Genomic DNA, 14,010 nt, shown 5'->3' on the forward strand with positions numbered 1-14,010 from the left:
AGCGCGACGGTGACGGAACGCAACGCCCGCCCGGCAGGCGGACACGGGTCTCACAGCTCGGTGGGCAGGCACTCGCGGGCCAGCAGGTCGGAGACGTACGACCCGGGCGCCCCGGCCTTCTCGGCCGCGGCGGCCAGCTGGCCCAGCTGGATCGCCGAGGGCAGGCCGCCCTCGTAGGCGTCGAGCACGTAGGCCCAGGCCGTCACCGTCCCCATGTCGGCCGTCCGGGCGCGGACGGTGACCTTGCGGTACGCGCAGGCGGCGCCCGCGCGCGGGCCGAACCCGTCCCTCCGGTCGGCGCCCTCCCACGAGTCCAAGTGGGGTTCGTCCCATTCCATGAGGTCGTACAGCGCGACGAAGACCCGCTGCCCGGGATCCTCCGCCAGCGTGGCCAGGGCGCCGGAGTCGGCGGGCAGGCCCTCGCCGAAGGTCAGCCGCCAACCCTCCAACCAGCCCGTGGTCAACAGCGGTGAGCGCGGTGCCCGGCGGGCCATCTGCGCGGGGTCGAGATTGGTTCCGTACGCGGCGTAGATGGACACGGGCAACATCGTAGACCCGCTGACCGGGGGTGCCTGAGGATTTCGCCAGTTGACATGGCCGACAATAGGAGGAAGCGATGAAAACTGGCGGTGCCCCACCATGCCCGAATATCGCCCGGACCGGGAACGCGCGTGGGGGGTCCGACGCAGAGGGAGTGAGGCAGAGTGACGAAGGTCGTGATCATCGGTGGCGGGCCCGGGGGCTACGAGGCGGCACTGGTCGCAGCGCAGCTCGGTGCGGACGTGACGGTGGTGGAGCGCGACGGCATCGGCGGCTCCTGCGTCCTCACCGACTGCGTGCCCTCCAAGAGCCTCATCGCCACCTCCACCCGGACCACGTACGTGCGTGAGTCCCAGAGCCTGGGCATCCACATCCCGGGCACCGCCACCGCGCCGGTCCGCGTGGACATCGACGAGGTGAACAACCGGATCAAACGCCTGGCCCAGGCGCAGTCCGAGGACACCCGGGCCCGCCTCCACAAGGAGGGCATCGAGGTCGTCACCGGGGAGGCCCGGCTGGTCGACCCCCACATCGTCGCCGTCGGGGACCAGCGCCTGCGCGCCGACGTCGTCCTCATCGCGACCGGGGCCCACCCCCGTGAACTCCCCACCGCCGAGCCCGACGGGGAGCGCATCCTCACCTGGCGCCACCTCTACGACCTGGAGGAGCTCCCGGAGAGGCTGATCGTGGTCGGCTCCGGTGTGACCGGCGCGGAGTTCGCGAGCGCCTACCAGTCGCTCGGCTCGGACGTCACCCTCGTCTCCTCGCGCGAGCGCGTCATGCCGACCCAGGACGCCGACGCCGCCGAGGTGCTGGAGGAGGTCTTCATGCGCCGCGGCATGACCGTCCTCAGCCAGACCCGGGCCGAGTCGGTCGTGCGCACCGAGAAGGGCGTCCTCGTCACCCTCTCGGACGGCCGCACCGTCGAGGGCAGCCACTGCCTGATGACCGTCGGCATGATCCCCAACACCGAGAACCTCGGGCTGGAGGAAGCCGGGGTCCGCCTGGGCCAGGGCGGGTTCGTCGAGGTCGACCGGGTCTCCCGCACCACGGTCCCCGGCGTGTACGCCGCCGGCGACTGCACCGGCGTGAACATGCTGGCCTCCGTCGCCGCCATGCAGGGACGCATCGCCATGTGGCACGCCCTCGGCGAGGCGGTGTCCCCCCTGAAGCTGTCCACCGTGGCCTCCACGGTGTTCACCCACCCCGAACTCGCCGCGGTGGGCGCGAGCGAGGACGACGTGCGCAGCGGGCGGATCGACGGCCGGTCGGTCACCCTGCCGCTCAACACCAACCCGCGCGCCAAGATGAACGAGGTCACCGACGGCTTCGTGAAGCTGATCTGCCGCCAGCACACCGGCATCGTGCTGGGCGGCGTCATCGTCGGGCCGCGCGCCAGCGAACTCATCCTGGGCGTGTCCATCGCGGTGCAGCAGCGCCTGACGGTGGACGACATCGCGCACACCTTCTCGGTGTACCCGTCGCTGTCGGGCAGCGTGACCGAGGCGGCCCGCTCGCTGATGCTGGCCTCGCCGGAGTAGGCGAGCCGGTCCGCGCCGCCGGGGCCGCCGCGCGAAAAGTTTGCGGCGGACCCCGGTTTCTTAACCCTTTTTGACACGAATCGAGTAATGTCTTGACGTGATCTGTCCCAAGTGCCAAAGCACCATGCGAACGTTCGATCGTCAAGGCGTCCACATCGACAGGTGTGACGGCTGCCAGGGCATCTTCCTGGACCGGGGGGAGCTGGAGCGCATCGCCGACGGCGAGCAGCGCCACTACGGCGTCGCGCCGCCGCCCGACCCCCACTCCCCGCGCACCGCCCCGCCACTCGCCCGGCCGCACCGCGGAGCGGGCTACCCCGACTCCCCCGGAGGCTACCGAGGGGGGTACCAGGACTCCCCGCGCGGCTACCGGGACTCGCCCCGTCCCTACCGCGGCCGCCGCAAGGGATTCCTGGAACAGCTCTTCGACTAGTACAGCCGAACCATCCATGCACCCGCTGATCTGTACACACTGCGGGGAATGGGACGAGACCCCCGACACCGGCGCGGGGGTCTCCGTGCTGCGCTGCGCCTCCTGCGGGCGCACCCGCCCCTTCCTCCGCATGCCCCTCTACTGCGTCTCCGGCCCGAGCGGCACCGGCAAGTCCACCATCGCCGGACTGCTCCTCGAACGCCTCAGGGACCGCTTCGTCGTGCTCGAACAGGACCTGCTCTGGGTCAGCGGGCTCCGCGACCCCGAGGGACACCACCGGCACTTCCGCTCCACCTGGCTGCGCACCGCGGCCATGGTGCAGCAGAGCGGGCGCCCCGTCGTGCTGTGCGGGACCGTCGTGCCCCCGGAGTTCGAGCCCCTGCCGGAGCGCGCCCTGTTCACGGACATCCACTACCTGGCGCTGTCCTGCGAACCCGGCGCCCTGGCCGAGCGCCTGCGCGCCCGCCCCGCCTGGCGGGAGTGGGACGAGGAGCGGATCGACGACAACGCCGACTTCGCGGCCTGGGTGGCGGCCGAGGCCGCACGCCTGGACCCGCCGATGACCCTGGTCGACACCACGCACACCGCCCCCGCCGACACCGCGGACGCGGTGTGCCGGTGGATCGAGGGGCTGGCCGCGGCGGAGGCCGCCGCGGGCTGAGCCCCGCAGACGAAGGAGGGCCCCGGGCGTGCGCCCGGGGCCCTCGGTGTCCTACGCGCGGTGCTGCGCGGGCGGGGTCAGAAGTCGAAGCCCCCGAAGTCGCCCATGTCGCCGCCACCGCCGAAGTCGCCCATGTCGCCCCCGCCCATGTCGCCCTCGGCCGCGACGTCTCCGCCGCCCATGCCCATGCCCATTCCCATGCCCATCATCGACCCCATCATGGAGCCCATCATCATGCCGGTGAACATGCCCATCATCATGTCGGTGCCGAAGTAGCCGCTGGCGTAGGGGGAGTAGGCCGGACCGGCGTCGTAGTACGGCCGGCGCTCGCCGTTGACCTCGACCAGGCGCACGTCGGGCTGGCCGCCCACGCGCACCGCCTCCGCGCAGGCCGCGCACGCGGTGACCTCGCGGGGCGCGCCGCCGGGCGGGGCCCAGGCGACGTCCTCCACGGAGGGGCCGTGCTGCGGGTTGAAGAAGCAGGGGCCGCGCCGCGAGGGAACCGGCTCGCCGTTCATGCGCGCCCGGGTGGAGGCCATGTAGTAGCGGCCGTCCTCCAGGGCGCTGGTGACCATCCGGACCTGCTCGGGCTCCCGGATGGTGTCGAGCAGCGTCTTGGCCTGGTCGTAGGCGTCCATGGCCTGCGAGTAGTCCTCGCGGGTGGCGTCGTCGACCTTGGACACGTCGATCTCCAGCCGGGAGACGTCCTCGCCCAGCCGGACGACGTCCTCGGTCGCCATCTGCTTGATCTCCTGGAGCTGCTTGGCCTTCTCGGCGGCGCGCTTCCTGCGGCTGTTGCGGACGAAGAGGGCGCCCGCCGCCACGACGAGGACGAGGACGCCGAGCAGGACCAGTCCGGAGGTGGCGCCGGCGGCCTCGGCGTCCTCCAGCTGCTGGGCCGCGTCGGGGACGGCGGCCAGGGTGTCGACCTGGTTGCCCTGGCCCTCCTGGACGGCGATCTCCCGGATGCCCGCGGTGTCCTCGATGTTCGGGGAGAGGACCACGAAGTCCTGGCTGCCGGCGAACACGGCGTAGACGCCGTCGCCGACGTCCTCCATGACCGGGTTCATGAGGGCGTCGAGGCCGGTCTGGGAGGCGACCGCGTCCGAGGGGAGGATCACGTAGTAGACGGGGATCTCCGAGTCGGCGGAGGCCGTCTCCAGGGCGCCCTCCTCGGCGGAGGGGATCGCGTCGATGCTCGGGTCGATGAAGACGCCGTCGCCCTCGAGCTCCTCGACGACGGCCTGGGTCTCTGGTAGCTCCGGCCGCGCGTCGGCCGAGGCGGGCACCACCGAGGTGCTCACCACCGCCGCCGTGAAACCGGCGGTCAGCACTGCGGGTGTTACCAAGCGGCGCAACATGTCGTTCCTCTCGCCTTCCTCACTGACTCGGACGAACGACGGTCCCCGACAGTTCCCGCTGTGCCCGTTCTCACCTGAGCCGTTCACACCAGACTACGCCCGCCCCGGAACGCGACGGGGCCCGCCCCGGAACGCGACGGGGCCCGCCGGTATCCGGCGGGCCCCGTCGACAGGGGGTGCGGGTGTCAGCCCTTGGCGGAGGCGCCGCTCGCGGCGGCCTCCCGGTCGGCCTCCGTACCCGCGTCGTCCGCGCCGGCGGTGCCGGTTCCGGCCGCGGGCTCGTCCAGCGGCACGAAGCCGGAGGCGTCGGGGCTGGTGTTGTAGCGGTCCAGGTCCAGGATGCCCTCGCGCTTGGCGACGACGGTCGGGACCAGCGCCTGGCCGGCGACGTTGACCGCGGTGCGGCCCATGTCCAGGATCGGGTCGACGGCCAGCAGCAGGCCGACGCCCTCCAGGGGCAGGCCCAGCGTGGACAGGGTCAGGGTCAGCATGACGGTCGCGCCGGTGGTGCCGGCGGTCGCGGCGGAGCCGATGACCGAGACGAACACGATCAGCAGGTAGTCGGTGACGCCGAGGTCCACGCCGAAGAACTGGGCGATGAAGATCGCCGAGATCGCCGGGTAGATCGCGGCGCAGCCGTCCATCTTCGTGGTGGCGCCGAACGGGACGGCGAACGCCGAGTAGTAGCGCGGCACGCCCAGGTTCTGCTCGGTGACCCGCTGGGTCACGGGCATGGTGCCCATGGAGGAGCGGGACACGAAGCCGAGCTGGATGGCGGGCCAGGCGCCGCTGAAGTACTTCGCCGGGGACAGGCCGTTGAGCCGGGCGATCACCGGGTAGACGACGAACAGCACCAGGGCGAGGCCGATGTAGATGGTCAGCGTGAACTTGCCGAGGGCGCCGATGGTGGTCCAGCCGTAGCTGTACACGGCGTTGCCCAGCAGGCCCACGGTGCCGATCGGGGCCAGGCGGATGACCCACCACAGGGCCTTGAGCACGACCTCCAGCGCGGAGGCGGTGAAGGCGATGAAGGGCTCGGCCGCCTTGCCGACCTTGACGGCGGCGATGCCCAGGACGATGGCGATGACGATCAGCTGGAGGACGTTGAAGCCCAGCGAGGTGCTGACGGTCCCGTCGTCCGCGACCGAGGTGTCCGCCGCCAGGCCGAGGAAGTTGGCCGGGACGATGCTCTCGATGAACGCCAGCCAGGAGCCGGTGCCGGACGGGTCGCCCGCGCTGGAGGCGTCGACCGCGCTGTTGAGGCCGGGCCGGATGGCCAGCCCGAGGCCGATGGCGATGGCCACGGCGATCAGGGCGGTGGCGCCGAACCACAGCAGGGTCTTCCAGGCCAGGCGCGCGGCGTTGGTGACGTTGCGCAGGTTGGCGATGGAGGAGATGACGGCGAGGACGATCAGCGGCGGCACGATCGTCCGGAGCAGCGTCACGAACGTCGAGCCGATGGTCTCGAGGGTGACGGCGAGCCAGTTCGGGTCGCCCGCCTCGCCGACGGGGCCGATCTGGAAGGCGACGACGCCGAGGACGACGCCGAGGACCAGGCCGAGCAGGACCTGGGCCGCGAACGGGAAACGGAAGCCTCTGCGCTTCGTGGGCGCGTCGGTGCTCTGAGCGGACACGGGATGTGACTCCAGGTGGTGAAGGCAGCCGGAGGAGCGCACGACGACGCGGTCGGCGCGGTGGGACGCGGCCCCGGCTCGGGGAATGGCGGGATCACCGGTGGGAAGGTGACGGAGGGTGGGTACGGGTGTGCGGCGCGCTGCCCGGACGGGCGCGCGTGGACCTAGCTACACGCCTGACAGCCGCGGCGGCACAGGTCGATGTGCCACCTTCGTGTCAGTCCCCAGATGTTCGTCACGATCAAGGACAATAGCCTCGATCCCTTACTTATTCCATACATGTGTGTCGACGTCTTGCTGTCCCAGGGGCCACACTGTCGACACCGTGGGCTTTTTCGATCTTCCGCTCCGCCCGGATGGGGCGAGGATCACGTGGACCGCCGGATCCGGGGAAGGATCCGTGGAAACCACCGTGACGGAGTGACAGTGATGGCTGCCGTGGGCGACGAGAACGATCCGACGAACGGAGGCGGCGACATGTCTGTTCCCACCGCGGCCGAAATCCTGGTCTCCGAGTTCGGTGAGGTGACGATTCCGATGCCGCCCCGGCGGGGCTTCACCGCCGACGACCTCGACCGCATCCCGGATCTTCCGCCGCACACCGAACTCATCGACGGAAGCCTGGTACTGGTGAGCCCCCAGAAGCGCTTTCGCATGTTCGTGCTCAAACTGCTCGAACAGCAGTTGGACGCCCAGGTCCCCGAGGACATGGTGACGTACCGGGAGATGACGGTCAGGCTCGCCGAGCGGCAGAGGCCCGAACCCGATCTCATGCTCGTCCGCGAAGGCGACGGGCAGGGGGTGCACGACACCTGGATCGAACCGCAGCTCGTCGCGTTGGCGGTCGAGGTGATCTCTCCGGAGTCCGAAGTGCGTGACCACGAGCGCAAGCCACAGCTCTACGCGGAGGCGGGGATCCCCCACTTCTGGCTCGTCGAGGAGGAAGCGCACATGGCAGCGGTGGTGTACGCCTACGAACTCGATCCGGTCAACAAGAAGTACGGGAATCTGACCGTGTACCGGGAGCGGCTCAAGACCAGCGCGCCGTGCGACCTGGACATCGACCTGACCCGCGTCTCCCGTGCCGGGAGGGGGAGCTCGGCGGGGCGTGACGCATGAGGGAGGCGCCGGCCGGCGCCTCCCCCGCCTGCTCCCGTCGGCCGTGGGCCAGGCGTCCTAGGCGTCCTTGATCTCGCAGACCACCGCGCCGTTGCCCAAGGTCTCCCCGGCGGAGACCTTGAGGCCGCTGACCGTCCCGGCCCTGTGTGCGGTCAGGGGCTGCTCCATCTTCATCGCCTCGATGACGACCACGGTCTCGCCCTCGGCCACGCTCTGCCCCTCCCGGGCCACGACCTTGACCACGGTGCCCTGCATCGGCGAGACCAGGGAGTCGCCGCTCGCGGCCGCCGCTCCCGCGCCGCCCCCGCGCGAGGAGCGCCTGCGCCTGCCGGCGCCGGCGGCGGGGGCCTCGGCCGAGGCGCCCAGCCCCGCGGGGAGCACCACCTCGATCCGCCTGCCGCCCACCTCCACGGTGACGCTCTCGCGCCCGGCCTCCCCCGCCTCGCCGGGGGCGCCCGACCACGGCGCGATCGTGTTGTCGAACTCGGTCTCGATCCACCGCGTGTACACGCCGAACGGCTGCTCGGGGTCGGCGGGCGCGAACGCCCCGTCCTCCACGACCGCCTGGTGGAACGGGATCACCGTGGGCATCCCGCCCACCTCGAACTCGGCCAGCGCCCGGCGCGAGCGCCGCAGCGCCTCGGCGCGCGTGCGCCCGGACACGATCAGCTTGGCGACCATGGAGTCGAAGGCCTGGGGGACGGTGAACCCGGCCTCGCAGCCGGTGTCCACCCGCACCCCCGGGCCGCCGGGCAGCTTCAGCTCGGTGATGGTGCCCGGGGCGGGCATGAAGCCCCGCCCGGGGTCCTCGGCGTTGATGCGGAACTCGAAGGAGTGCCCGCGGATCTCGGGGTCGCCGAAGCCGAGCTCCTCGCCGTCGGCGATCCGGAACATCTCCCTCACCAGGTCGATGCCGGTGACCTCCTCGGTCACCGGGTGCTCCACCTGCAGGCGGGTGTTGACCTCCAGGAAGGAGATGGTGCCGTCCACCCCGACCAGGAACTCGCAGGTGCCCGCGCCCACGTACCCGGCCTCGGCCAGGATGGCCTTGGAGGCGGCGTAGAGCTGCCGGGTCTGCTCCGCGCTCAGGAACGGGGCGGGGGCCTCCTCCACCAGCTTCTGGTGGCGGCGCTGCAGCGAGCAGTCGCGGGTGGAGACCACCACGACGTTGCCGTGGGCATCGGCCAGGCACTGGGTCTCCACGTGCCGGGGCCGGTCCAGGTAGCGCTCCACGAAGCACTCCCCGCGCCCGAACGCGGTCACGGCCTCGCGCACCGCGGACTCGTAGGCGTCGGCCACCTCCTCCAGGGTGTGGGCGACCTTGAGCCCGCGCCCGCCGCCGCCGAAGGCGGCCTTGATCGCGATGGGCAGCCCGTGCTCGGCGGCGAAGGCCACGACCTCCTCGGCCGACTCCACCGGGTCGGGGGTGCCCGCGACCAGGGGCGCGCCGACCTTCTGCGCGATGTGGCGGGCCTGCACCTTGTCGCCCAGGGCGGTGATCGCCGAGGGCGGCGGGCCGATCCAGGTCAGGCCGGCGTCGATGACCGCCTGCGCGAAGTCGGCGTTCTCGGCCAGGAACCCGTAGCCGGGGTGGACGGCGTCGGCGCCCGAGGCGGCGGCCACGGCCAGGAGCTTGGCGATGTCCAGGTAGGAGTCGGCCGGGGTCGACCCGCCCAGGGAGTGGGCCTCGTCGGCGAGCTTGACGTGGAGGGCGTCCAGGTCGGGCTCGGCGTAGACGGCGACGCTGGCCAGTCCGGCGTCCGCGCAGGCGCGGGCGATGCGCACGGCGATCTCGCCGCGGTTGGCGATCAGTACTTTACGCACGGTGGGAAGTCCTTCTGCTGTGGCGTGGGGCGGAGGCGCACCGGCCGCTCCCTGCGACGTCTGGGTGGTGGTGGAGCACGGGGGCCGTCACCTCGTGCTCAGGCGCCAGGCCCCGGGCCCGGGGCGCAGCGGGGCGCGCATGTTCCGGGAGCGGTCCCCCCACCCCGAGGGGCGCCGGTCCTCCCCGGGCGCGTCGGAGGCGGCGCGGGCGGCGTTCGCGCGCGCGGCGAGGACGGCGGTGAGGACCGCGACCTCCTCCGCGGTCGGCTCGCCCCGGACGACGACCAGGTGCGGCGGGTTCTTCGGCGCGCTCACAGCGGGATGTTCCCGTGCTTCTTGGGGGGCAGCTGCTTGCGCTTGTTCCGCAGCGCCCTGAGGGCCTTGGAGATCTGGCCCCGGGTCTCGGACGGCATGATGACGCCGTCCACGTATCCCCGCTCTGCGGCGGAGAAGGGGTTGAGCAGGGTGTCCTCGTACTCGCGGACGAGCCGGGCGCGCTCGGCCTCGACGTCGTCGGCGGCGGCGAGGGTGCGCCTGTGCAGGATGTTCACCGCGCCCTGGGCGCCCATGACCGCGATCTGCGCGGTGGGCCAGGCCAGGTTGACGTCCGCGCCCAGGTGCTTGGACCCCATGACGTCGTAGGCGCCGCCGAAGGCCTTGCGGGTGATCACGGTGATCAGCGGCACGGTGGCCTCGGCGTAGGCGTACAGCAGCTTGGCGCCGCGCCGGATGATGCCGTCCCACTCCTGGTCGGTGCCGGGCAGGAAGCCGGGCACGTCCACGAAGGTGAGGACGGGGACGTTGAAGGCGTCGCAGGTGCGCACGAAGCGCGCGGCCTTCTCGGAGGCGTCGATGTCCAGGCAGCCCGCGAAGCTCATGGGCTGGTTGGCGACGATGCCGACGGAACGGCCGTCCACGCGGCCGAAGCCCACCACCATGTTGGTGGCGAACCGGGCGTGGACCTCCAGGAACTCGCCGTCGTCCAGGACGGCCTCGACGACGGTCCGCATGTCGTACGGCTGGTTGGCCGAGTCCGGGATGAAGGTGTCCAGGGCCAGGTCGGTGTCGGTGACCTCGTCGCCGGGGTCGTCCTCGGGCGCCAGGACCGGCGCCTCCTCCAGGTTGTTGTCGGGCAGGTGCGAGAGCAGGGTGCGGACGTAGTCGATGGCGTCCTGCTCGTCGGCGCCCATGTAGTGGGCCACACCCGACTTGGTGCTGTGGGCGCGCGCCCCGCCCAGGTCCTCCATGGAGACGTCCTCGCCGGTGACGGTCTTGATGACGTCGGGGCCGGTGATGAACATCTGCGAGGTCTCGTCCACCATCACCACGAAGTCGGTGAGGGCGGGGGAGTAGACGTGTCCGCCCGCGGCGGCCCCCATGATGAGGGAGATCTGCGGGATGACGCCCGAGGCGTGGGTGTTGCGCTTGAAGATCTCCGCGTACAGGCCCAGCGCGACGACGCCCTCCTGGATGCGCGCGCCGCCGCCCTCGTTGATGCCCACGACGGGGCAGCCGTTGGTGAGGGCGTGGTCGAGGACCTTGACGATCTTCTCGCCGTAGACCTCGCCGAGGGAGCCGCCGAAGACGGTGACGTCCTGGCTGAAGACGGCGACGGGGCGCCCGTCGACGGTTCCGTGGCCGGTGACGACACCGTCGCCGTAGGGGCGGTTGCCCTCCAGCCCGAAGCTCGTGGACCGGTGTCGGGCCAGGGCGTCGAACTCCACGAACGACCCCGGGTCGAGGAGCGCGTCGATGCGCTCGCGGGCCGTCATCTTGCCTTTGGCGTGCTGTTTCTCAACGGCTCGCGCGGAGCCCGCGTGGACGGCTTCGTACCGGCGTCGTTGCAGGTCGGCGAGCTTGCCCGCGGTGGTGTGGATGTCGATCTCGTCCGCGGGCAGCGGTTCAGGGGCTTCGGTGGCCATAACTACGCAGGTTAACCGCGACCTCGCGGGACCGGGGCACGCGGCCCTGGTTACTCGCCAGTAGGTACGGCTCGGCACAGCCCTGTCCGCACCCCTCCGGAAGGGGTCGGACCGGCCTTCGGCGGCACGGAAACGACGTGATGAAATGTGCGCCCCTTTCCCTTGCGCAACAATGCTTAACGCCCGGGCAAAGTGCGTCGGAAATGCGCCCCCGCGCACCTGTCGTCCGGCCCGATCTCTGTAGTGTCGGGCCCATGACAGCGGTAAGCGCAGAACGCGACAGTGCCCGGCAGGAAGTTCCCGAGCAGCTCAGGAATGACGTCAAACTCCTCGGAGAGATGCTCGGAACGGTCCTCGCCGAAAGCGGCGGCGAGGAACTGCTCGCCGATGTCGAGAAGCTCCGACACGCCGTGATCGGCGCCCGTGACGGTTCCGTCACAGGCGAGGAGATCACCGCGATCGTCGCCGCCTGGCCCCTCGAACGCGCCAAGCAGGTGGCCAGGGCCTTCACGGTGTACTTCCACCTGGCCAACCTCGCCGAGGAGCACCAGCGGATGCGGGCCCTGCGCGAGCGCGACGACGCCGCCAACCCTCCCCGCGAGTCCCTGGCCGCCGCCGTGCGCGCCATCCGGGAGGCCGACGGCGGGGAGGAGCGCCTCAACGAGCTCGTGGCCGGCATGGAGTTCCACCCCGTGCTCACGGCCCACCCCACGGAGGCCCGGCGCCGCGCCGTCTCCACCTCCATCCAGCGGATCAGCGAGGACCTCGACGCCTGGCACGCCTCCCACGAGGGGAGCAGCGCCGCCGCCGAGGCGCACCGGCGCCTGCTGGAGGAGATCGACCTCCTCTGGCGCACCTCCCAGCTGCGCTACACCAGGCTCGACCCGCTCGACGAGGTGCGCACCGCCCTCGCGGCGTTCGACGAGACCATCTTCTCCGTCGTCCCGCAGGTCTACCGGAGCCTGGACGCCGCCATCGACCCCGACGGCACCGGGGTCCGGCCCCCGCGCGCCACGCCCTTCGTCCGCTACGGCAGCTGGATCGGCGGCGACCGGGACGGCAACCCCTACGTCACCCACGACGTGACCCGCGAGGCCGTGCTCATCCAGTCCGAGCACGTGCTGCGCGGGCTGGAGGGCGCCGCGGACAGGGTCGCCCGCACCCTCACCGCCTACTCCAACCTCACCCCGGCCAGCCCGGCGCTGCTCGACGCCCTGTCCGCGGCCCGCGCCGGCCACCCCGTCCTGATGGCCGGGATCGGCGAGCGCTCGCCCAACGAGCCGCACCGCCAGCTCCTGCTGCTGGCCGCCGCCCGGCTGCGCGCCACCCGCGAACGCGACGCCGACCTCGCCTACCCCGACGCCGACGCCTTCCTCGACGACCTGCGCACCGTGCAGGACTCGCTGGTCGACGCGGGCGCCGTCCGCCAGGCCTACGGCGAGCTCCAGCACCTCGTCTGGCAGGCGGAGACCTTCGGCTTCCACCTCGCGGAGCTGGAGATCCGCCAGCACAGCGAGGTGCACGCCGCCGCACTGGAGGAGCTCCGGGCGGGGAAGGCCCCCTCGGAGCGCACCGAGGAGGTCCTGGCGACCATCCGGGTCATCGCCTGGATCCAGGAGCGCTTCGGCGTGGAGGCGTGCCGCCGCTACATCGTCAGCTTCACCCGCACCGCGGAGGACGTCGCCGCCGTCCACGAGCTGGCCTCCCACGCCCTGCCGCCCGAGCGGATGCCCGTCCTCGACGTCATCCCCCTGTTCGAGACCGGCGCCGACCTGGACGCCTCGCCCGACGTTCTCGACGGCATGCTGGAGGTGCCCCAGATCCGGCGGAGGCTCGAACAGACCGGCCGCCGCGTCGAGGTCATGCTCGGCTACAGCGACTCCGCCAAGGACGTCGGTCCGGTCAGCGCCACCCTGCGGCTGTACGACGCCCAGGCCCGGCTGGCCGCGTGGGCGGAGCGGCACGACGTGCGGCTCACCCTCTTCCACGGCCGCGGCGGGTCGCTCGGACGCGGCGGCGGGCCCGCCAGCCGCGCCCTGCTCGCCCAGGCGCCCGGGTCGGTCGGCGGCCGGTTCAAGGTCACCGAGCAGGGCGAGGTCATCTTCGCCCGCTACGGGCAGCCCGCCATCGCCCGCCGCCACATCGAGCAGGTCGGCCACGCGGTGCTCATGGCCTCCACCGACGCGGTGCAGGAGCGGGAGCGCTCCGCCGAGGCCAGGTTCCGCGGGGTCGCCGACGCCATCGCCGGAGCGGCCCAGGAGACCTACCTGGAGCTGATCAACACCGAGGACTTCGCGCTGTGGTTCTCCCGGGTCAGCCCCCTGGAGGAGCTCGGGGAGCTGCGGCTGGGCTCGCGCCCCGCGCGCCGCGGGGCGGCGCGCGGCCTCGGCGACCTGCGCGCGATCCCGTGGGTGTTCGCCTGGACCCAGACCCGGGTCAACCTGCCCGGCTGGTACGGGCTCGGGTCGGGGCTGGCCGCCGTCGAGGACGTGTCCGCCCTCCGGGCCGCGTACCGCGAGTGGCCGATGTTCGCGTCCCTGCTCGACAACGCGGAGATGAGCCTGGCCAAGACCGACCGCACCATCGCCGAGCGCTATCTGGCGCTGGGCGGCCGGCCGGAGCTGACCGCGAGGGTGCTGGACGAGTACGACCTCACCCGCGAGCTGGTCCTGCGGGTGACCGGCCACAGCCGCCTGCTGGAGAACCGGGCGGTGCTCTCGCGGGCCGTCGACCTGCGCAACCCGTACGTGGACGCGCTGTCCCACCTCCAGCTGCGCGCCCTGGAGGCGCTGCGGGGCGAGGAGGCGGACTCGCTCTCCGAGCAGGACCAGCAGCACCTGGAGCGGCTGCTCCTGCTCTCCGTGAACGGCGTCGCCGCCGGACTCCAGAACACCGGCTGACCGCCACGGCCCCCGCGACCGCGGCGCCCCGCACCCGTGAGGGGTGCGGGGCGCCGCCGGTCGTCACGGGGCCGG

Annotated in this window: 11 protein-coding genes; 5 read left to right on the plus strand and 6 right to left on the minus strand. The window is 72.0% G+C overall.

Features of this window, described 5'->3' with window-relative positions; genetic code table 11:
- Positions 1 to 50 precede the first annotated feature (50 nt).
- The gene (locus ACQPYD_RS04210) at positions 51 to 548 is read right to left on the minus strand and encodes a gamma-glutamylcyclotransferase family protein (RefSeq protein WP_433699857.1); all 498 of its coding nucleotides are present in this window, start codon (positions 546 to 548) and stop codon (positions 51 to 53) included.
- 156 nt (positions 549 to 704) lie between these two features.
- On the opposite strand from ACQPYD_RS04210, the gene ACQPYD_RS04215 reads away from it, so the two are divergent.
- From ACQPYD_RS04215 to ACQPYD_RS04225, 3 genes are all read left to right on the plus strand, one after another.
- Entirely contained in the window at positions 705 to 2,081 is a 1,377-nt protein-coding gene (locus ACQPYD_RS04215; RefSeq protein ID WP_433699858.1) for an NAD(P)H-quinone dehydrogenase, read from the plus strand.
- Positions 2,082 to 2,205: 124 nt separating this feature from the next.
- The gene (locus ACQPYD_RS04220) at positions 2,206 to 2,514 is read left to right on the plus strand and encodes a zf-TFIIB domain-containing protein (protein ID WP_433699859.1); all 309 of its coding nucleotides are present in this window, start codon (positions 2,206 to 2,208) and stop codon (positions 2,512 to 2,514) included.
- 16 nt (positions 2,515 to 2,530) lie between these two features.
- The gene (locus ACQPYD_RS04225; RefSeq protein ID WP_433699860.1) at positions 2,531 to 3,175 is read left to right on the plus strand and encodes an AAA family ATPase; all 645 of its coding nucleotides are present in this window, start codon (positions 2,531 to 2,533) and stop codon (positions 3,173 to 3,175) included.
- A gap of 77 nt (positions 3,176 to 3,252) precedes the next feature.
- Here ACQPYD_RS04225 and ACQPYD_RS04230 read toward each other — a convergent pair whose 3' ends face one another.
- Complete coding sequence (locus ACQPYD_RS04230; RefSeq protein ID WP_433701945.1) at positions 3,253 to 4,509, minus strand: chemotaxis protein CheA; 1,257 nt, start codon at positions 4,507 to 4,509, stop codon at positions 3,253 to 3,255.
- A 212-nt stretch (positions 4,510 to 4,721) separates the two neighbouring features.
- Entirely contained in the window at positions 4,722 to 6,170 is a 1,449-nt protein-coding gene (locus tag ACQPYD_RS04235) for a dicarboxylate/amino acid:cation symporter (protein WP_433699861.1), read from the minus strand.
- A 477-nt stretch (positions 6,171 to 6,647) separates the two neighbouring features.
- Between ACQPYD_RS04235 and ACQPYD_RS04240 the strand changes: the two genes are divergently transcribed.
- Positions 6,648 to 7,289, plus strand: coding sequence for a Uma2 family endonuclease (locus ACQPYD_RS04240; RefSeq protein WP_433699862.1), 642 nt, complete (start codon positions 6,648 to 6,650; stop codon positions 7,287 to 7,289).
- Positions 7,290 to 7,346: 57 nt separating this feature from the next.
- Here the strand turns inward: ACQPYD_RS04240 and ACQPYD_RS04245 are convergent, their stop codons facing one another.
- The 3 genes from ACQPYD_RS04245 to ACQPYD_RS04255 all read right to left on the minus strand — a co-directional run bounded on the left by ACQPYD_RS04245 (position 7,347) and on the right by ACQPYD_RS04255 (position 11,035).
- Complete coding sequence (locus tag ACQPYD_RS04245) at positions 7,347 to 9,113, minus strand: acetyl/propionyl/methylcrotonyl-CoA carboxylase subunit alpha (RefSeq protein ID WP_433699863.1); 1,767 nt, start codon at positions 9,111 to 9,113, stop codon at positions 7,347 to 7,349.
- An 87-nt stretch (positions 9,114 to 9,200) separates the two neighbouring features.
- Positions 9,201 to 9,428 (minus strand): acyl-CoA carboxylase subunit epsilon, encoded by a 228-nt coding sequence (locus ACQPYD_RS04250; RefSeq protein ID WP_267948156.1) that lies wholly within the window; start codon positions 9,426 to 9,428, stop codon positions 9,201 to 9,203.
- Complete coding sequence (locus ACQPYD_RS04255) at positions 9,425 to 11,035, minus strand: acyl-CoA carboxylase subunit beta (RefSeq protein ID WP_433699864.1); 1,611 nt, start codon at positions 11,033 to 11,035, stop codon at positions 9,425 to 9,427. Before ACQPYD_RS04255 ends, ACQPYD_RS04250 begins: the two co-directional genes overlap by 4 nt.
- A gap of 338 nt (positions 11,036 to 11,373) precedes the next feature.
- On the opposite strand from ACQPYD_RS04255, the gene ACQPYD_RS04260 reads away from it, so the two are divergent.
- On the plus strand, positions 11,374 to 13,935 hold the full coding sequence (locus ACQPYD_RS04260) for a phosphoenolpyruvate carboxylase (protein WP_433701946.1): 2,562 nt from the start codon (positions 11,374 to 11,376) through the stop codon (positions 13,933 to 13,935).
- Positions 13,936 to 14,010 lie beyond the last annotated feature (75 nt).

The sequence above is a fragment of the Nocardiopsis sp. CA-288880 genome, from assembly GCF_050955985.1.
Lineage (GTDB): Bacteria > Actinomycetota > Actinomycetes > Streptosporangiales > Streptosporangiaceae > Nocardiopsis > Nocardiopsis tropica.

What these genes read in the sequence shown, in the direction of transcription:
- ACQPYD_RS04220 (WP_433699859.1), top strand. Translation starts at nt 2,206, where the DNA reads ATGCGAACGTTCGATCGTCAAGGCGTCCACATCGACAGGTGTGACGGC.
- ACQPYD_RS04255 (WP_433699864.1), bottom strand. Translation starts at nt 11,035, where the DNA reads ATGGCCACCGAAGCCCCTGAACCGCTGCCCGCGGACGAGATCGACATC.
- ACQPYD_RS04260 (WP_433701946.1), top strand. Translation starts at nt 11,374, where the DNA reads ATGCTCGGAACGGTCCTCGCCGAAAGCGGCGGCGAGGAACTGCTCGCC.
- ACQPYD_RS04210 (WP_433699857.1), bottom strand. Translation starts at nt 548, where the DNA reads ATGTTGCCCGTGTCCATCTACGCCGCGTACGGAACCAATCTCGACCCC.
- ACQPYD_RS04240 (WP_433699862.1), top strand. Translation starts at nt 6,648, where the DNA reads ATGTCTGTTCCCACCGCGGCCGAAATCCTGGTCTCCGAGTTCGGTGAG.
- ACQPYD_RS04225 (WP_433699860.1), top strand. Translation starts at nt 2,531, where the DNA reads ATGCACCCGCTGATCTGTACACACTGCGGGGAATGGGACGAGACCCCC.